Genomic DNA, 19,829 nt, shown 5'->3' on the forward strand with positions numbered 1-19,829 from the left:
AATAAATGAAAGTTTAAATGTTCTTGGACAAAATGTCAATATAAAAAAGCCACTTCGCTTTAAAAACAAAGTGGCTTTCCTTCAAATAATCTTCTTATTTACAATGATTCATTTACCACTTTTCGGTAGTATCCAATAGAGAAAAATGCAAAGATCGAATATAAAACCACATAAATTCCCATCGTAATTATTAAGGGTGCTACTAGTTCCGTACCAAATAGCATCCACCCTGATTTTACAGCAAAGTAACTATGTGCTAAGCCAATGACTAATGGAACGCCGAAGTTATACAATTGCTTTATATAAATTCCTTTCATCAGTTCATTCGTAGTAAAACCAATTTTACGAAGCACCGTATAGGAAGCTTTCTCTTCTTCCGCTTCCGTCATTTGTTTAAAGTAGAGAATACTTCCTGTAGTCATCAAAAATGCTAAGCCTAAGAAGCCAGTTACGAAGATCACTAGTCCAAACATATCTAGCATCGACAATCTATATGCTTCTTGCGAATCCATATTCACACTATCAATTACGCCGTCATCTTTAGTCACTTCAAAATGACCATTATTGGTTGTTTCCTCGTATATCGCTTGCACTTCTTTTAACTGTGCTCTTTCTGCCAAATCAATACCAACTTGTTTTTCCCATCTAGTTTGCTCGCTGATCATAGGATCTTCCGCAAGTTTTTCAAATTGATCATCCGTTACAACTATTGACATGCCGGCACCTGTTACATAATAGACGAGTAATGAATCCGGTTTGATTTCTTTAATTGTAATAGCTTCTTCTCCGTCTGATGTCGTTAGCTGTACTGGTTTATTTTCTTCCAGTTTCACTATTTCTGACATCATATTACTATATCCCGTGATATACCCTTCCCCTGCTTTTAATGAGAGCTCCGGCATTACCTTTTGCATATCACTTAGCTTTGAGATAATCATCGGCCCTTTAGAAACCATACTTAATCCCGCCGGCATGTCACTAGTATATATATCCGCCGTATCGACTTCCACATTCAATAATTCGATATCCGTTTGTGTAAACTCAATTTTTTCCTCATTCAATCGCTCTATAAATGCCTCGCCTTGGTCATTCATAAGAATATAATCAAAAGGTATATTTTGTTTTGCCGATGAACCTGCCGAGTAATAGGAGATATACGACAAACAAAGAATACCTAAAGCTGTAGCAGATATAACTGTAATTACAGTTAGTGACATTGCATTCGATTTCATTCGATGCATGATTGGCGATAAAGATAATACATCCTGTATAGACAAATGGCCCCTTTTCTGTTTTCGAATAAAATTCAATATGAATGCTACTGAAAATCGAAAAACAAAAAATGTTCCTCCAATTGTTGAACCTAAAATAGCGAGCATTTTATAAAAAAGCATATTGGGATTATCACTATCTAGTTCGAACAATGTAGTAGACAAGTAATACCCATAACCAATTAATAAAAGACCTATTAAGCCAAGTAACATTTGAAGTCCACTAAATCGCTTCACTTTTACATCCGCTGTCGCATTTGCTGTAAACAACGCAAGTAACGACACCCGTCGAATACCAATTGCAGTCTGTATCAATACTACAATCAATAACACTAGAAACACGAAAATCGTCATTTGCAATGCTTCAACCGAAAATATTAACTGAACCAACACATCTTTTTCTAAAATCCGCAGTAAAACCATCCCAAAAATTCTAGAAGTTAAAAAACCAATTCCGACACCTATCGTGAGTGCACCAACCCATAAAATCGTATTCTCAAGCACTAGTAACCTTGTCACAAGCCCTTTCGACATCCCTATTAACTGATAGAGTCCAATTTCTTTACTTCTTCGTTTCATAAACAAAAGATTGGCATACAGAACAAAAAACACTACTACAAATAATAATATATACGAAGCAGCCTTTAAACCAGCAGCAATCTTTACCCCTTGCGATACATCTACTACACTAGGATTGTATTGCAAAGTAACAAAAGAAAAGTAAAGCGTTACACTGAAAATAAGTGCAAAGAAATATAAATAATAATGCTTAATATTTTTCTTCATGCTTCGGAAAACTAACTGACTAAGCGTCATAGCCATCACCACTAAGCACACTTTGCGTACTCATAATCTCTTGATAAAAGCGCATCCGATCTTTCTCGCCTTTATATAGTTCCGTATATAATTGCCCATCCTTTAGAAATAACACGCGCGAACAGAAACTTGCAGCAACCGCATCATGCGTAACCATCATAATCGTTACTTTTTTATCGAGATTTATCTTCTCTAGGTTACTGAGCAGTGCAGTAGCTGCTTTAGAATCTAGCGCTCCTGTCGGCTCATCGGCAAACACTACCGTAGGATTACTGATCAATGCACGGGCAGCCGATGTTCTTTGTTTTTGTCCTCCAGATATTTCGTTTGGATATTTATTTGCAAGATCATCAATTCCTAACGTCTTCGTAAGATCTTTAAAACGTGCTTCCGCTTCTTTTTTGGAAATATTACTAATGGAAAGTGGCAATAGTATATTTTCTTTCACCGTTAATGTATCTATCAGATTGTAGTCTTGGAATATGAAACCTAATTGCTCCCGACGGAAATTAGATAGCTCGCGTTCTTTCATCGTCCGTAAATTATGACCACTAATCTCGATGACACCCTCCGTCGCTTTATCAATAGAAGCTAGTACATTTAGCAACGTCGTCTTCCCGGAACCCGACGGCCCCATGATACCTACAAATTCTCCTTCTTGCACTTCCATATCTATACCTTTCAATACTTCTTGTGCCGTTGACTTTTTCCCATACACTTTTCTTATTTTACGTCCGCTCAAAATAGTCATGTATTGACCTCCTACATAGTATTAACCCTAGTGTAAGGCTTTTTATTCTGTTAATCGTTCGATTTACATGACAAACGAATAAAGTAGATGACATTTTTGTCACCTACTCGTTATTTTGCTCATTTCATTTTTTAAAGGAAATTGTAACAAAAATGAAGAACCTTCTTCCAATTTAGATTCCACTATTATTCGTATTCCCAATTTATCAGCGGCTTTTTTCGTTAAATACAGCCCCATTCCAGTTGAAGCAGCGGTATTTCTTCCCGTTGTACCCGTAAATGACTTTTCAAATATACGTGGTAGGTCTGCCTTCGTTATTCCACTTCCAAAGTCTTTTACCGTCAAAATTGTATGTCCTGCTTCGTCTTTTCTAGAAAAAATATGAATTTCTTTCTCTGGATTGCTGTACTTCACAGCATTTGATAACAACTGGCGAAGGATAAATGCTAACCATTTTTGATCGGTTAGCACTTCTTCTTGCAGAAGGTTAATTTCAAAGCCAATCCCTTTTTGCATGCACCATGCTTGCAGTTCTTTAATTTCTTTATGTATTAATTTTTGAAGTGGAACAGACTCTACTACATAATCCTTTTCCAAAGAAGGCAATCTTGTATGGTGAAGTTGCTGATCTAATAATAAATGAATTCTTAACCACTCGACCTCCAGTTTTTCCCGTAATGAAGGTTCCTGTACAGCATCGATTATGAGTCTCATGCCAGTCAATGGAGTTTTCACTTCATGAATCCATGCTAAAATCCGATCATTCTCTTCTAAATGCTCCACCTTCAATTGATTTAATTCCTCGTTATTTACTAATATTAATTCTTCCATAATACTTGTAATTCTCTTTTCAAAACTAGACTCACCCTCTGGAAGAGAATCAAACGTTGCACTTTCTCCTAATTCTTTATAATAAGTTGTCTCTTTCCTATACCTCCACCAAATAAATAGTAAGAAAGTAATTATATACACCAGGTTGATATAAAGAATAGCAACATCTTGGAAAGCGATATCTAAAGTCAATATGATGTTCAACCAGATTTGCAAGCCTAGAAAAAAGAGAATCCAAGCTTTTCTTTCTTTTATATACGCTTTGAACAAATGATTCTACTCCCCTTTTGTAATTGCCATATATCCCAATCCTTTTTTCGTTATAATAACTTCTTTTAATCCAATCTCTTCTAATTTAATGCGTAGTCTATTCACATTAACAGACAACGTATTATCGTTTACAAATCGTGCATCATCCCAAAGCTCTCGCATTAACTTATCACGGGAAACGATGACATCCACAGATTTTAATAGAATACGCAATACAAAAAGCTCGTTTTTCGTAAGTTCAACCAATTTATCTTGCTTCTTCACTTCACTTTTTGCAAAGTCAATGATTGCACCATTCCAATTACTAACGTCCAGTTTTTCTTCCTGGTAATCATACGTTCGTCGTAATAACGCTTGTACTTTTGCAAGCAACACTTCCATATGGAATGGTTTTTGCACAAAGTCATCTGCACCCATTTGCATCGCCATAATCATATCCATAGGATGATCTCGGGAAGACAGAAAAATAATCGGTACTTTAGAAATATGACGAATTTCTCTACACCAATGAAATCCATCATAGGACGGCAATTGTATATCAATAATAACTAATTGTGGTTTTTGCTCAATAAAAACATCCATCACTTTTTGAAAATCATCTGGGCGAGTTACATCAAACGACCACTGGATAAAACGCTCTTTGACCATTTCAAATATTATTTGATCGTCTTCTATTAATAAGATTTGTGCATTCATCAGCCATCACCTCTTACTACCAGTCTACACTATTTATAGACGCAAAAAAAATCCATCTCGTCGTCACGAGATGGATTCTAGCTTTTAAATTATAAATTACTTAGTAATAGTAGCAACTACACCAGCGCCTACAGTACGTCCACCCTCACGGATAGAGAATTTAGTACCTTCTTCAAGAGCGATTGGAGAGATTAGAGAAACAGTCATTTCGATGTTGTCTCCAGGCATAACCATTTCTACGCCTTCTGGTAAGTTACAAACGCCTGTTACGTCAGTTGTACGGAAGTAGAACTGTGGGCGGTAGTTAGTGAAGAATGGAGTATGACGTCCACCCTCTTCTTTTGAAAGAACATAAACTTCAGCTTTGAAGTCTGTGTGTGGTGTAATTGAACCTGGTTTAGCTAATACTTGACCACGTTGGATTTCTTCACGAGCAACCCCACGAAGAAGAGCTCCGATGTTATCTCCAGCTTCTGCATAGTCAAGAAGTTTACGGAACATTTCAACACCTGTTACAGTAGTTGATTTTGCTTCTTCAGTGATACCGATAATGTCTACAACGTCACCAATTTTAACTTGACCACGTTCAACACGTCCAGTAGCAACTGTTCCACGACCAGTGATTGAGAATACATCCTCAACTGGCATCATGAAAGGTTTGTCAGTTTGACGTTCTGGTGTTGGGATATAGCTATCAACAGCGTCCATTAATTCAACGATTTTTTCTTCCCAATCTGCTTCGCCTTCAAGAGCTTTAAGAGCAGAACCTTTAATTACTGGAATGTCGTCGCCTGGGAAATCGTATTCAGAAAGAAGGTCACGAATTTCCATTTCAACTAATTCAAGAAGTTCTTCGTCGTCAACCATATCACATTTGTTCATGAATACAACTAGGTATGGAACACCTACTTGACGTGAAAGAAGGATATGCTCACGAGTTTGTGGCATTGGACCATCAGCAGCAGATACTACTAAGATACCGCCGTCCATTTGAGCTGCACCTGTGATCATGTTTTTAACATAGTCAGCATGTCCTGGGCAGTCTACGTGCGCATAGTGACGAGATGCTGTTTCATACTCAACGTGTGAAGTATTGATTGTGATTCCGCGTTCTTTTTCTTCTGGTGCGTTATCGATATCAGCGTATGATCTAGCTGTACCACCCATTTTTTTAGAAAGAACTGTTGCGATAGCAGCAGTTAAAGTTGTTTTACCATGGTCAACGTGTCCGATTGTACCAATATTAGCATGCGTTTTTGAACGGTCAAATTTTTCTTTAGCCATTAGAGAGATCCTCCTCAGTAATTGTATGTTTTTTTATGATAAAAGGTAGAGGGCGTACGTCCCCCTATCTTTTATACACTATAAATTAGTTATACTTTAATTTTGGTGAAATTTCAATTATTCACCTTTGTGTTTCTTAATAATTTCTTCTGAAATTGATTTTGGAACATCTTCATAGTGATCAAATACCATAGAGAATACTCCGCGTCCTTGCGTATTTGAACGTAAAGACGTTGCATATCCGAACATTTCAGCAAGTGGAACCATTGCACGTACAACTTGTGCATTACCACGAGCGTCCATACCTTCAACGCGACCACGACGAGACGTGATATCACCCATGATGTCTCCTAAATATTCTTCAGGAATAACAACTTCTACTTTCATGATTGGCTCAAGAAGTACAGGGTTTACTTTAGATACAGCATTTTTCAATGCCATAGATGCAGCAATTTTAAATGCCATCTCATTCGAGTCAACATCGTGGTATGATCCGTCGAATAATTTAGCTTTAATATCGATTAATGGGAAACCTGCGATTACACCATTGTCAAGAGAGTCACGAAGACCTGCTTCAACAGCTGGAATGTATTCACGTGGAACTACCCCACCAACGATTGCATTTTCAAATTCAAAGCCTTTTCCTTCTTCGTTTGGAGAGAACTCAATCCAAACGTGTCCGAATTGACCGCGTCCACCAGATTGGCGAACAAATTTACCTTCAACTTGAGCAGCTGAACGGAAAGTTTCACGGTAAGATACTTGTGGAGCACCCACGTTAGCATCTACTTTAAATTCACGACGCATACGGTCAACTAAGATATCCAGGTGAAGCTCACCCATACCAGCGATGATTACTTGACCAGTTTCTTGGTCAGTATGAACGCGGAATGTTGGATCTTCTTCTGAAAGTTTTTGTAAAGCTTGACCCATTTTATCTTGGTCTGCTTTTGTTTTTGGTTCTACAGATAATGAGATAACTGGTTCTGGGAATTCCATAGATTCTAGAATTACTAGAGCTTTTTCATCACATAGTGTATCACCAGTAGTTGTATCTTTTAAACCTACAGCCGCTGCGATATCTCCAGAGTGCACTTCTGAGATTTCTTCACGAGAGTTAGCATGCATTTGTAGAATACGTCCTACACGCTCACGCTTACCTTTTGTAGAGTTTTGTACATATGAACCCGCTTGTAGAGTACCAGAATACACACGGAAGAATGTTAACTTACCAACATAAGGGTCAGTCATTACTTTAAACGCTAAAGCAGAGAATGGTTCTGAGTCATCTGAATGACGTTCAATTTCTTCTTCAGTATCTGGGTCGATGCCTTTCATAGCAGGAATATCAAGTGGTGATGGGAGGTATGCAACAACTGCGTCCAAAACTTTTTGAACACCTTTGTTTTTAAATGCAGTACCACATACTACTGGATAGAATTCTACGTTTAAAGTACCTTTACGGATACCAGCAACTAATTCTTCGTTCGTAATTTCTTCTCCACCAAGATATTTTTCCATTAAATCTTCGTCAAGTTCAGCTACCGCTTCAACTAGTTTTTCACGGTATTCTTCAGCTTGCGCTTTGTATTCTTCTGGAATTTCTACTTCTTGGATATCTGTTCCTAAGTCATTACCATACAAAGTAGCTTTCATCGTTACTAAGTCGATAATTCCGTTGAACTGATCTTCAGCACCAATTGGTAACTGAATTGGATGAGCATTTGCTTGTAAACGGTCATGAAGTGTTCCTACAGAATATAGGAAGTCTGCACCCGTTTTATCCATTTTGTTAACGAATACAATACGTGGTACGCCGTAAGTTGTAGCTTGGCGCCATACTGTTTCAGTTTGTGGTTCAACACCAGATTGTGCATCTAGTACTGTAACCGCACCATCAAGTACACGAAGTGAACGTTCAACTTCAACTGTGAAGTCTACGTGTCCAGGTGTATCGATGATATTTACACGGTGGTTATCCCAAGCAGCTGTTGTTGCAGCTGAAGTGATTGTAATACCACGTTCTTGTTCTTGCTCCATCCAGTCCATTTGTGATGCACCTTCATGAGTTTCCCCAATTTTGTGGATTTTACCAGTGTAATAAAGAATACGCTCCGTAGTAGTCGTTTTACCAGCATCGATGTGAGCCATGATCCCGATATTACGTGTTTTTTCTAAGGAGAACTCTCTAGCCATATTGTATTTCTCCTTCCAATTTCGGATTAGGGTATCAATTTGAAGTAAATCTTACCAACGATAGTGTGCGAATGCTTTGTTAGCTTCCGCCATTTTGTGCATATCTTCACGTTTCTTAACTGAAGCACCAGTATTGTTAGAAGCATCAAGAATTTCGTTAGCTAAACGCTCTTCCATAGTTTTTTCTCCACGAAGACGTGAATAGTTAACTAAGTAGCGAAGACCTAAAGTTGAACGGCGATCAGGGCGTACTTCAACCGGTACTTGGTAGTTTGCACCACCAACACGACGAGCACGTACTTCTAAAACTGGCATTACATTGTTTAATGCAGCTTCGAATACTTCTAATGCATCTTTACCAGAACGTTCTTTTACAAGATCAAACGCTCCGTATAGAATTTTTTGAGAAGTACCTCTTTTACCATCAACCATCATTTTATTGATTAAACGAGTTACTAGTTTCGAATTATAAATTGGATCTGGTAACACGTCACGTTTGGAAACAGGACCTTTACGAGGCATGTGTTTTCCTCCTTTCGACTATTGTCTAATTATAGATTAAATTATTTCTTTTCTTTCGGGCGTTTTGCACCGTAAAGTGAACGGCTTTGCATACGACCATTAACTGCAGCTGTATCAAGAGCACCACGTACGATATGATAACGTACCCCTGGTAAGTCTTTTACACGTCCGCCGCGAAGAAGAACAACACTGTGTTCTTGAAGGTTGTGACCTTCACCCGGGATATATGCATTTACCTCTAACGTGTTAGTTAAACGTACACGTGCATATTTACGAAGTGCTGAGTTTGGTTTTTTCGGCGTCATTGTACCAACACGAGTACAAACTCCACGCTTTTGAGGTGAGTTCAGATTCGTAGCTGATTTTTTAAAGCTGTTATAGCCTTTTCCTAACGCTGGAGATTTAGATTTCGTGCTTTTGGATTGACGAGGCTTACGGACCAATTGGTTAACTGTAGGCATCGATTATTCCTCCCTTCATTTCATCTTGTTAATACCACACATCCAGGTGGTTCATTTTTTGGGTAAAAACAAAGCTTTTGTGTTTTACACAAAAACTGTTACACAGTAATAGCTACTACCGATGCGCTAATGCGCAATCCACAAGCTTTACCAAGATCTACTTTAGACTCAACATAGCGAATAAATACATTGTTTTCTTGTGCTGTTAGTCGTGCTAGTTCAATGATTTTTTCTTCTACATCAAGCGCAATATAAACTTCTTTGACAAGCCCTTTTTTCATTGCTTTTACTGCTTGCTTTGTACCAATGATTGTTTCTTTCGCTTGCTTTACTTTTTCATAAGACATTTTCATATCCTCCAAAGCTACAAGTCCGATAACTATCAACCTTAAGTATATTATCATTCCTTGAAAAAAGTGTCAACACTTATCTTAAAAATTATTAGGGAGAACATTTTTCTCTTTCTCCCTAATAATGATAATTTTACTCAGCGTTTACTGCTTCTTTATCCGCATCTGCCTCGTTAGGTGAGATTTGAATTTGACGATAACGTTGCATTCCTGTACCTGCAGGAACTAACTTACCAATAATTACATTCTCTTTCAATCCTAACAATTCATCACGTTTTCCTTTAATCGCCGCATCCGTTAAGACACGAGTCGTTTCTTGGAATGACGCAGCAGACAAGAATGATTCCGTTTCAAGAGAAGCTTTTGTAATACCAAGGATAACTGGGCGACAAGTTGCAGGTATTTTACCTTGTAAAACAGCATCTTTGTTCGCTTCAGCAAATTGATGAATATCTAGCAGTGAACCAGGAAGTAAATCCGTTTCGCCCGCTTCAATAATACGAACTTTACGAAGCATTTGGCGCACCATTACTTCGATGTGTTTATCCCCAATTTCTACCCCTTGCATACGATAAACTTTTTGTACTTCTTTTAATAAGTACTCTTGAACCGTAGAAACGTCTTTTACTTTCAACAATTCTTTTGGATCTGTAGAACCCTCTGTTAATACTTGGCCACGGTTAATAACATCGTTTAATTGAACTTTTAAACGTGCATTATAAGGTGCTAAGTATTTACGTGTTTCTACAGTACCTTGAATAGTGATTTCTTTTTGACCTTCTCTAATTTCATCAATTTCCGTAACAATACCCGTAATTTCTGAAATAACAGCTTGCCCTTTTGGATTACGAGCTTCGAAAATCTCTTGGATACGTGGAAGACCTTGTGTAATATCGTCTCCCGCAACCCCACCTGTATGGAATGTACGCATCGTTAACTGTGTACCAGGTTCACCGATTGATTGAGCAGCAATAATACCAACCGCTTCTCCAACCTCTACTGTGTCGCCAGTCGCCAAGTTTAGACCGTAACATTTTTTACATACACCATGTTTTGTATTACATGTGAATGCAGAACGAATCGTTAACTCTTCGATACCTGCTTCTTCAATAACACGAGCAACATCTTGTGTAATGAGTCCGTCTTTTTCTAAGATGACCTCATTTGTAGTAGGATGGAAAATTGTTTTCTTCGTATGGCGACCAACAATACGCTCACCAAACTCTTCAATAACTTCCGTACCTTCCATAAGAGAGCCAATTAGTAAGCCACGGTCGGTTCCACAATCATCCTCACGAACAATAACGTCTTGAGCAACGTCTACTAGACGACGAGTTAAGTAACCTGAATCGGCTGTTTTAAGTGCTGTATCGGCAAGACCTTTACGAGCACCATGTGTAGAAATGAAGTACTCGAGTACAGTTAACCCTTCACGGAATGATGACTTGATCGGAAGTTCGATAATTCGTCCTGCCGGGTTGGCCATCAGTCCACGCATACCAGCAAGTTGAGTAAAGTTAGATGCGTTACCACGGGCACCAGAGTCACTCATCATGAAGATTGGGTTCATGTTATCAAGGGTTTTCATCAGCTTATCTTGAATTACTTCTTTCGCTTTACTCCAATGTCCGATTACGCTCGCATAACGCTCTTCTTCCGTAATTAAACCACGGCGGAATTGTTTTATTACTTTATCTACTTTACCTTGTGCCTCTTCTAGAATTTCACCTTTATCAGGAAGTACGACGATATCCGAAATACCAATTGTAATACCTGCTTTAGTAGAATATTTAAATCCAAGTGCCTTCATGCGGTCAAGCATTTTAGAAGTTTCCGTGATGTGGAAGTTCTTAAATACTTCTGCAATGATATTACCAAGAATTTTTTTCTTGAATGGCTGTACAAGATCCATAGATTCAATATGTTTCTTCACATCTGTCGTTGTAGCAACAAAATATTTTTCAGGAGTTTCAACTTGTAAGTTGAAATCCGTCGGTTCATTAATGTACGGGAACGTTTCGGGAAGTATTTCATTGAAAATTACTTTACCTACAGTCGTTAACAAGAACAACTTGTTTTGTTCTTCCGTAAATGTTTGGTTATTTAATGATGATGCAGCAATTGCGATACGTGTATGCAAATGTACATGACCAGTATTATACGCAATCAGCACTTCTTCCGGACCGTAGAATGAAGAACCTTCTCCTGTTGCACCTTTTCGCTCAAGTGTTAAGTAATAGTTTCCTAAAACCATATCTTGAGAAGGTGTAACAACTGGTTTTCCGTCTTTCGGGTTTAGAATGTTTTGTGCTGCCAGCATTAGTAGACGCGCTTCCGCTTGTGCTTCTGCAGACAATGGAACGTGAACAGCCATTTGGTCACCATCAAAGTCAGCGTTATAAGCTGTACATACTAATGGGTGAAGACGAATTGCACGACCTTCTACTAATGTTGGTTCGAATGCTTGAATACCTAGGCGGTGAAGAGTAGGTGCACGGTTTAATAAAACCGGATGCTCCTTAATTACATCTTCTAATACATCCCAAACTTCTGCATGCATACGCTCAATTTTACGTTTTGCACTTTTAATGTTATGAGCTAACCCACGTTCAACAAGTTCTTTCATCACAAATGGTTTGAATAATTCAATTGCCATTTCTTTTGGAAGACCACATTGATACATTTTTAAGTTTGGTCCTACTACGATAACCGAACGACCAGAATAGTCTACACGTTTACCAAGTAAGTTTTGACGGAAACGACCTTGTTTCCCTTTAAGCATATGTGAAAGTGATTTCAATGGACGGTTACCTGGTCCTGTTACCGGACGGCCACGACGACCATTGTCAATCAAAGCATCTACAGCTTCTTGTAACATACGTTTTTCATTTTGAACAATGATGCTAGGAGCACCAAGATCTAGTAAACGTTTTAAACGGTTGTTACGGTTAATAACACGACGATACAAATCGTTTAAATCAGACGTAGCAAAACGTCCACCGTCTAATTGAACCATTGGACGTAATTCTGGTGGAATTACCGGAAGCACATCTAGGATCATCCAATCAGGTTTGTTTCCTGAGTTACGGAATGATTCTACTACTTCTAAACGTTTAATCGCACGTGTACGGCGTTGGCCTTGTGCTGTTTTCAACTCTTCTTTTAAACTTTCTGTTTCATTTTCTAAATCAATTTCTTGAAGTAGACGTTTTATAGCCTCCGCACCCATAGCAGCTTGGAACTTAGTACCAAACTTGTCACGGTATGCTCGGTATTCTTTTTCAGAAAGTAATTGTTTCTTTTCAAGTGGTGTATCTGCCGGTTCGATTACTACATATGAAGCAAAATAAATTACTTCTTCAAGTGATCTTGGTGACATATCCAGCAGTAGACCCATACGACTTGGAATACCTTTAAAATACCAAATATGTGATACTGGTGCAGCTAATTCGATGTGCCCCATGCGTTCACGACGAACTTTCGAACGTGTAACTTCTACTCCACAACGATCACATACGACACCTTTATAACGAACTCGTTTGTATTTACCACAGTGACATTCCCAGTCTTTTGTTGGACCGAAAATACGCTCACAGAACAAACCGTCTTTTTCAGGTTTTAATGTACGATAGTTAATCGTCTCAGGCTTTTTTACTTCCCCATAAGACCATGAACGGATTTTATCAGGTGAAGCTAAACCAATTTTCATATACTCAAAATTATTAACGTCTATCAAGGAGCCTACCTCCCTTTAGTCTTGTGTCTTTTAAAAAGACTTTCCAAGTAGCTCTGCATTATGCAATTTTATACGGAAATACGGACAGGTATCACCTGTCCGATTTTTATTGATTATTTCACAGTTCCAACTGGCTCTTCTTTACTTAATCCTGCCGTCGCAAAAAACAGTTGCAAGTCGCCGTTGAATCATTTTCTATCTCTATTATTTATTCCCCGATTTCTACTGGTTCCTCTTCAGTTGCAAGTGGCAAAATTCCAAGGGCATCAGCTGCAGGAATATCATCATCTTCATCTAAATCACGAAGTTCAATTTCTTCTTCGTCAATTGTTAACATCTTAACGTCCATACCTAAACTTTGTAATTCCTTGATCAATACTTTGAATGATTCCGGAACACCAGGTTCTGGTACACTTTCACCTTTAACAATTGCTTCGTACGTTTTTACACGCCCTACAACGTCATCGGATTTAACAGTTAAAATTTCTTGTAATGTATAAGCCGCACCGTATGCTTCAAGTGCCCATACTTCCATCTCTCCAAAACGTTGTCCACCAAATTGCGCTTTCCCTCCAAGAGGCTGTTGCGTAACAAGTGAGTACGGTCCAGTAGAGCGAGCATGTAACTTATCATCTACCATGTGGGCAAGTTTAATCATGTACATAACCCCAACAGAAACGCGGTTATCAAATGGTTCACCTGAACGCCCATCATATAAAGTTGTTTTACCATCTCGGTTTAGACCCGCTTCTTCCATTGTGGACCAAACGTCTTCTTCGTTGGCACCATCGAATACTGGTGAAGCCATATGAACTCCTAGCAGTCTTGAAGCCATACCTAAGTGTAGCTCTAATACTTGCCCAATGTTCATACGAGAAGGTACACCAAGTGGGTTTAACATGATGTCAACTGGTGTGCCGTCTGGAAGGAATGGCATGTCTTCTTCCGGAAGGATACGTGAGATAACCCCTTTGTTACCATGACGTCCGGCCATTTTATCCCCAACGGAGATTTTACGTTTTTGAACGATATAAGCACGAACTAATTGGTTAACACCTGGAGATAATTCATCCCCATCTTCACGGTTAAAGACTTTTACATCTAATACAATCCCACCAGCACCATGAGGTACACGTAAAGATGTATCACGAACTTCACGAGCTTTTTCACCGAAAATAGCATGAAGGAGACGTTCTTCTGCCGTTAGTTCTGTAACCCCTTTAGGCGTTACTTTCCCAACTAAAATATCACCATCACGAACTTCCGCACCTACACGGATAATTCCACGATCATCTAAGTTGCGAAGTGCATCTTCTCCGACGTTTGGAATATCTCTTGTGATTTCTTCTGGTCCGAGCTTCGTATCACGTGATTCTGATTCGTATTCTTCAATATGCACAGAAGTATATACATCATCTTTCACGAGACGCTCGCTCATAATAACAGCATCCTCGTAGTTGTATCCATCCCATGTCATGAAGGCTACTAGCACGTTACGTCCTAAAGCAAGCTCCCCTTGTTCCATAGAAGGTCCATCTGCAAGAATATCAAGTGGTTTTACTCGATCTCCCACTTTAACAATTGGACGTTGATTTATAGAAGTTCCGTGGTTAGATCGCTCGAATTTATGGATTTTATACGAAGTTAAATCACCTTTAACTTCTTTTCCATCTACTTCTTCGATGCGTCGAACTCGAATTTCTTTCGCTTCGACATGCTCTACGATTCCGTGATACTTGGCAATAACAGCAGCACCAGAATCACGTGCATTTACATGTTCCATACCAGTTCCAACAAACGGAGCTTCCGGGTTTAATAATGGAACGGCTTGACGTTGCATGTTCGCTCCCATTAACGCACGGTTCGAGTCATCGTTTTCTAAGAATGGGATACACGCCGTTGCTGCGGAAACAACTTGTTTTGGAGAAACGTCCATATAATCCACTTGTTCTTTTCTAAATACCGTGTTATCCCCTCGGAAACGTCCTACTACTTCTTCATTTAAGAACGCACCTTCATCTGATAATAGAGAGTTTGCTTGTGCTACCACATAGTTATCCTCTTCATCTGCAGTTAGATAGTCAATGCGCATCGTTACTAAGCCTGTTTCTGGGTCTACCCGGCGATACGGTGTTTCGATAAAGCCAAATTTATTCACTTTTGCAAAGCTTGAAAGTGAGTTTATAAGTCCAATGTTCGGACCCTCTGGTGTTTCGATTGGACACATACGACCATAGTGAGAGTAGTGAACGTCACGCACTTCGAAACCAGCACGCTCACGTGTTAAACCACCCGGTCCAAGCGCTGATAGACGACGTTTGTGCGTAAGTTCAGCAAGTGGGTTTGTTTGGTCCATGAATTGGGATAATTGCGAGCTACCAAAGAATTCTTTAATAGATGCAATAACTGGTCGAATATTAATCAATTGTTGAGGTACGATGGACTGTGTATCGTTAATAGACATACGCTCACGTACTACACGTTCCATACGAGAAAGACCAATTCGGAATTGGTTTTGTAGTAATTCTCCCACTGAACGTAAACGTCGATTACCAAGATGATCAATATCATCCGTGTTTCCAACATTAAATAAAAGATTAAAGAAATAACCAATAGAAGACACGATATCAGCTGGCGTAATATTTTTCACTTCATTTTCAACATACGCATTACTAATAACATTAATTTCTTTTTGTTCTTCATCATTTGGAGCAAATATTTTAATCGATTGAATGGTAATGTCGTCTTCTAAAACGCCACCAACTTGCGATAATGTTTTGAAGCCAATTCCATTTTCTAAATGGGGAATCAGTTTATCTAGTACACGACGATCAATAAGTGTACCAGCTTCTACTAATATCTCGCCCGTTTCTGGATCCACTAATGTTTCTGCTACCGTTTGATTAAATAAACGATTTTTTATATGCAGTTTTTTATTCATTTTATAACGACCAACATTTGCAAGATCATAGCGTTTTGGGTCAAAGAAGCGAGAATATAATAAGCTCTTTGCACTTTCCACTGTTGGTGGTTCACCTGGACGTAAACGCTCATAGATTTCAAGTAACGCTTTTTCAGGCGTTTCCGTATTATCTTTTTCAAGCGTATTACGTAAATATTCATTGTCACCGATTAAATCGATGATTTCTTGATCGGATCCAAAGCCTAATGCGCGAAGTAAAACAGTCACTGGTAATTTACGAGTGCGATCGATACGGACGTACACTACGTCTTTTGCATCAATTTCATATTCTAACCATGCACCGCGGTTTGGGATTACAGTTGCCCCAAAGCCTTTTTTACCATTTTTGTCTGTTTTGTCATGGAAGTAAACACTTGGTGAACGGACTAACTGAGATACGATAACGCGCTCAGCACCATTAATTACGAAAGTACCTGTTTCTGTCATCAATGGGAAATCACCCATGAAGACATCTTGTTCTTTCACTTCGTCCGTTTCTTTGTTGTGGAGACGCACTTTTACGCGCAATGGAGCCGCATATGTTGCGTCACGTTCTTTCGATTCGTCGACGGAATATTTCGGTTCATTTAAACTATAGTCGACAAATTCAAGTGATAGATTGCCTGTAAAGTCCTCGATTGGTGAAATATCTTTGAACATTTCACGTAAACCTTCTTCAAGGAACCATTCGTAAGATGCTGTTTGAATTTCGATTAGATTCGGAAGTTCAAGCACCTCACTAATACGCGCAAAACTTCTGCGGTGGCGGTGTTGTCCGTACTGAACTAGTTGACCTGTCAACTCATTCACCCCTCAATAAAGCGATAATAGGTCTTTTCGATATGAACATTTTAGTGTATGATATCGAAAGACAAAAAGAAAACGAGTTCTTAATAAGAGCTCATTTTTCGATTAACCAAACTTTTTCTCGGCCAGTATACCCATTTTCATAAATTTTATTCAAAAGGGCATACGTCCTCAAAATAATATTTTTGCATTTTATTATAATATCATAGCGATTTTGTCAAGTCAATCTTTTGTAGCTTTTATAATCCAATAGCCTTTTGCTTTATCTACAACTTCTACTTGACCAAAAATCTCTTCTAAATAGCTAAAAGTAGATGGTGCCCCTTGTTTCTTTTGAATCACAACCCACAATTCTCCCTTTGAAACCAACTTCTCATAGGACTCTTTGTAAAAACGAAAAATAGTTTCTTTTCCAGCGCGAATCGGTGGATTAGTTATAATAGCCGCAAAGTTTGCAGTAGGAACTGCTGACAACCCATCACTTTCATAGATTCGTACATTTTGTATCCCGTTAGCAGCAGCGTTTTTTTCTGCAAGCTGGATTGCACGTGTGTTTACATCTACTAAATGAACTGTTCTTCCTTCATTTGCTTTTGCAATGGAAAGACCTATAGGCCCATATCCACAACCCACATCTAAAAAGTCACCTTCCAGATTAGGTACTTCAAAAGCATCGATTAATACACGGGAGCCAAAATCTACTTCGCTCTTACTAAATACACCAGCATCTGTTTCAAATCGAAAATTATGACCGAGCAATGTAAAATTCCAATGGCGTGGTTTACTTTCCGTTTGAGGTTTTCTAGAATAATAATGATCAGACACCGAATAACCCTCCACAATACATACGAAGAAAAGCCCGTCGTTTACTGACGAGCTTTTTTCTTCGGACTGTACAAAAATTACTTAACTTCTACGCCTGCGCCAACTTCTTCAAGTTGAGCTTTGAAAGCTTCTGCTTCATCTTTAGAAACGCCTTCTTTAAGTGCTTTTGGAGCGTTGTCAACTAATTCTTTAGCTTCTTTCAAGCCAAGACCAGTGATTTCGCGAACTACTTTGATTACTTTGATTTTTTGAGCTCCAGCAGATGCAAGGATTACGTCAAAATCAGTTTTTTCTTCTTCAGCAGCAGCTCCGCCACCAGCAGCTACCGCTACTGGTGCAGCAGCTGTTACACCGAATTCTTCTTCAATTGCTTTTACTAAGTCGTTTAATTCAAGAACTGTCATTGTTTTGATAGCTTCTAAGATTTGCTCGTTGTTCATTTTAATTTCCTCCTATAATTGGATAATTTTTAGGCTATTCGCCGTTTTTTTCTTGTTAAGCCGCGTAATGAATTATGCGCCTTGTTCTTCTTTTTGTTCTGCAACAGCTTTTGTTGCAAGTGCAAAATTGCGCACTGGAGCTTGAAGTACTGAAAGAAGCATAGAAAGAAGTCCGTCGCGTGATGGAAGTTCCGCTAATGCTTTCACATCTTCAGCAGATGCTACAGTTCCTTCGATGATACCAGCTTTAATTTCTAGATGTTCGTTCTTTTTAGCAAAATCATTAATGATTTTTGCAGGAGCGATTACATCTTCGTTAGAAAATGCAACTGCGTTTGGACCAACAAGATGTTCATTAATCCCGTCAACTCCAACTACTTCAGTAGCACGGCGTGTAAGTGAGTTTTTGTAAACTTTGAATTCCACACCAGCTTCACGAAGTTGTTTACGTAATTCTGTTACTTGCGCAACGTTTAAACCACGGTAATCAACTACTACTACAGAAGCGGCAGCTTTAAATTTTTCTGCAATGTCTTGAACTTGCACTTTTTTTGTTTCAATTGCTTTGCTCATCTTGGCACCTCCTATAAGAATTGGCCATTTATACCGAAAAAAGAAAAGCCTCTGATCTACGGATAGACACAGAGGCAGAAAGTCATCATCTAATAAGAATCTGAATTTGCTTGTCCTCGGTAGGATATTAAGTGACAAGTCACTCCTACTGTCTTCGGTACAAATGTATATTTCACAACAAAAGTCATCTTAACAGATAAACTTTCCGTTGTCAATTATTATTTAATTGATTGAGCGTCAACTTTTACAGCTGGACCCATAGTAGTTGTAACATTTACAGACTTCATGTAAATACCTTTTGAAGCAGCTGGTTTAGCTTTTTGAATCACTTCAAATACTGCCATGAAGTTTTCTACTAATTTGTCGTCTTCGAAAGAAACTTTACCGATAGGAGCGTGGATAATTCCAGCTTTATCAGCACGGTATTCAACTTTACCTGCTTTAATTTCTTCGATTGCTTTTGTTACGTCAAATGTAACAGTACCTGTTTTCGGGTTTGGCATTAAACCTTTTGGCCCAAGAACACGACCGATTTTACCAACTTCACCCATCATGTCTGGAGTAGCAACGATAACATCGAAGTCAAACCATCCTTGTTGGATTTTGTTGATGTATTCTGCATCGCCTGCGTAGTCTGCACCAGCAGCTTCAGCTTCTTTAAGTTTTTCACCTTTAGCGAATACTAATACGCGTTGTGTTTTACCAGTACCGTTTGGAAGTACAACTGCTCCACGGATTTGTTGATCATTTTTACGAGTGTCGATTCCTAGACGGAAAGCAACTTCTACTGTTGCATCGAAATTAACTGTGCTTGTTTTTTTCGCAAGCTCGATAGCTTCTTTAGCTGAGTATAATGTATTGTTATCAACTAATTTAGCTGCTTCTTGTAACTTTTTACCTTTGTTAGCCATTTAAAACGTCCTCCTTGATAGTGGTTTTAGCGGAATAAACCTCCCACGTGTAAAGGTTGCAGTTATCCTAAAGAACAACTACAACCTCTCAAAAAACAAATGCGTCATATCAAAATGCACATCAAGT

15 protein-coding genes and 1 other annotated feature are annotated in these 19,829 nt (G+C 38.7%); all 15 genes read right to left on the reverse strand.

Annotated elements, in window-relative coordinates; genetic code table 11:
- Window positions 1-98: 98 nt before the first annotated feature.
- The 15 genes from FG383_RS05600 to rplA all read right to left on the reverse strand — a co-directional run bounded on the left by FG383_RS05600 (window position 99) and on the right by rplA (window position 19,702).
- Window positions 99-2,108 (reverse strand): FtsX-like permease family protein, encoded by a 2,010-nt coding sequence (locus FG383_RS05600; RefSeq protein ID WP_246096869.1) that lies wholly within the window; start codon window positions 2,106-2,108, stop codon window positions 99-101.
- The gene (locus FG383_RS05605) at window positions 2,077-2,838 is read right to left on the reverse strand and encodes an ABC transporter ATP-binding protein (protein WP_142605855.1); all 762 of its coding nucleotides are present in this window, start codon (window positions 2,836-2,838) and stop codon (window positions 2,077-2,079) included. Before FG383_RS05605 ends, FG383_RS05600 begins: the two co-directional genes overlap by 32 nt.
- 99 nt (window positions 2,839-2,937) lie before the next feature.
- Window positions 2,938-3,939 (reverse strand): sensor histidine kinase, encoded by a 1,002-nt coding sequence (locus FG383_RS05610; RefSeq protein WP_142605856.1) that lies wholly within the window; start codon window positions 3,937-3,939, stop codon window positions 2,938-2,940.
- A gap of 6 nt (window positions 3,940-3,945) precedes the next feature.
- Window positions 3,946-4,635 (reverse strand): response regulator transcription factor, encoded by a 690-nt coding sequence (locus tag FG383_RS05615; RefSeq protein ID WP_142605857.1) that lies wholly within the window; start codon window positions 4,633-4,635, stop codon window positions 3,946-3,948.
- A 96-nt stretch (window positions 4,636-4,731) separates the two neighbouring features.
- Window positions 4,732-5,919, reverse strand: coding sequence for an elongation factor Tu (gene tuf, locus FG383_RS05620; RefSeq protein ID WP_142605858.1), 1,188 nt, complete (start codon window positions 5,917-5,919; stop codon window positions 4,732-4,734).
- A 117-nt stretch (window positions 5,920-6,036) separates the two neighbouring features.
- The gene (fusA, locus tag FG383_RS05625; protein ID WP_142605859.1) at window positions 6,037-8,115 is read right to left on the reverse strand and encodes an elongation factor G; all 2,079 of its coding nucleotides are present in this window, start codon (window positions 8,113-8,115) and stop codon (window positions 6,037-6,039) included.
- Between the two features lie 51 nt (window positions 8,116-8,166).
- The gene (rpsG, locus tag FG383_RS05630) at window positions 8,167-8,637 is read right to left on the reverse strand and encodes a 30S ribosomal protein S7 (protein ID WP_142538182.1); all 471 of its coding nucleotides are present in this window, start codon (window positions 8,635-8,637) and stop codon (window positions 8,167-8,169) included.
- Between the two features lie 41 nt (window positions 8,638-8,678).
- Window positions 8,679-9,098, reverse strand: a complete 420-nt coding sequence (gene rpsL / locus FG383_RS05635) for a 30S ribosomal protein S12 (RefSeq protein WP_093274835.1) — start codon at window positions 9,096-9,098, stop codon at window positions 8,679-8,681.
- A 98-nt stretch (window positions 9,099-9,196) separates the two neighbouring features.
- Window positions 9,197-9,445, reverse strand: coding sequence for a ribosomal L7Ae/L30e/S12e/Gadd45 family protein (locus FG383_RS05640; RefSeq protein WP_142605860.1), 249 nt, complete (start codon window positions 9,443-9,445; stop codon window positions 9,197-9,199).
- A 136-nt stretch (window positions 9,446-9,581) separates the two neighbouring features.
- Window positions 9,582-13,184 carry a DNA-directed RNA polymerase subunit beta' gene (gene rpoC / locus FG383_RS05645; protein ID WP_142605861.1) on the reverse strand — a complete coding sequence of 1,201 codons (3,603 nt, stop codon included), beginning with the start codon at window positions 13,182-13,184 and terminating at the stop codon, window positions 9,582-9,584.
- 208 nt (window positions 13,185-13,392) lie between these two features.
- Entirely contained in the window at window positions 13,393-16,947 is a 3,555-nt protein-coding gene (gene rpoB / locus FG383_RS05650) for a DNA-directed RNA polymerase subunit beta (protein WP_142605862.1), read from the reverse strand.
- A gap of 228 nt (window positions 16,948-17,175) precedes the next feature.
- Window positions 17,176-17,778 carry a class I SAM-dependent methyltransferase gene (locus tag FG383_RS05655; protein ID WP_142605863.1) on the reverse strand — a complete coding sequence of 201 codons (603 nt, stop codon included), beginning with the start codon at window positions 17,776-17,778 and terminating at the stop codon, window positions 17,176-17,178.
- Window positions 17,779-17,855: 77 nt separating this feature from the next.
- Window positions 17,856-18,218, reverse strand: a complete 363-nt coding sequence (gene rplL, locus FG383_RS05660) for a 50S ribosomal protein L7/L12 (RefSeq protein ID WP_142605864.1) — start codon at window positions 18,216-18,218, stop codon at window positions 17,856-17,858.
- A gap of 72 nt (window positions 18,219-18,290) precedes the next feature.
- On the reverse strand, window positions 18,291-18,791 hold the full coding sequence (gene rplJ, locus FG383_RS05665; RefSeq protein WP_142605865.1) for a 50S ribosomal protein L10: 501 nt from the start codon (window positions 18,789-18,791) through the stop codon (window positions 18,291-18,293).
- A 32-nt stretch (window positions 18,792-18,823) separates the two neighbouring features.
- Window positions 18,824-18,967 (reverse strand) — a sequence feature (ribosomal protein L10 leader region).
- Between the two features lie 42 nt (window positions 18,968-19,009).
- Complete coding sequence (rplA, locus tag FG383_RS05670; protein WP_142605866.1) at window positions 19,010-19,702, reverse strand: 50S ribosomal protein L1; 693 nt, start codon at window positions 19,700-19,702, stop codon at window positions 19,010-19,012.
- Between the last annotated feature and the right edge of the window lie 127 nt (window positions 19,703-19,829).

Source organism: Psychrobacillus soli (genome assembly GCF_006861775.1).
In the GTDB taxonomy this organism is placed as follows: domain Bacteria; phylum Bacillota; class Bacilli; order Bacillales_A; family Planococcaceae; genus Psychrobacillus; species Psychrobacillus soli.

Coding starts and splice junctions, on each gene's coding strand:
- FG383_RS05605 (WP_142605855.1), bottom strand. CDS start 2,838: ATGACTATTTTGAGCGGACGTAAAATAAGAAAAGTGTATGGGAAAAAG.
- FG383_RS05615 (WP_142605857.1), bottom strand. CDS start 4,635: ATGAATGCACAAATCTTATTAATAGAAGACGATCAAATAATATTTGAA.
- tuf (WP_142605858.1), bottom strand. CDS start 5,919: ATGGCTAAAGAAAAATTTGACCGTTCAAAAACGCATGCTAATATTGGT.
- fusA (WP_142605859.1), bottom strand. CDS start 8,115: ATGGCTAGAGAGTTCTCCTTAGAAAAAACACGTAATATCGGGATCATG.
- rpsG (WP_142538182.1), bottom strand. CDS start 8,637: ATGCCTCGTAAAGGTCCTGTTTCCAAACGTGACGTGTTACCAGATCCA.
- rpsL (WP_093274835.1), bottom strand. CDS start 9,098: ATGCCTACAGTTAACCAATTGGTCCGTAAGCCTCGTCAATCCAAAAGC.
- FG383_RS05640 (WP_142605860.1), bottom strand. CDS start 9,445: ATGTCTTATGAAAAAGTAAAGCAAGCGAAAGAAACAATCATTGGTACA.
- rplL (WP_142605864.1), bottom strand. CDS start 18,218: ATGAACAACGAGCAAATCTTAGAAGCTATCAAAACAATGACAGTTCTT.
- rplJ (WP_142605865.1), bottom strand. CDS start 18,791: ATGAGCAAAGCAATTGAAACAAAAAAAGTGCAAGTTCAAGACATTGCA.
- rplA (WP_142605866.1), bottom strand. CDS start 19,702: ATGGCTAACAAAGGTAAAAAGTTACAAGAAGCAGCTAAATTAGTTGAT.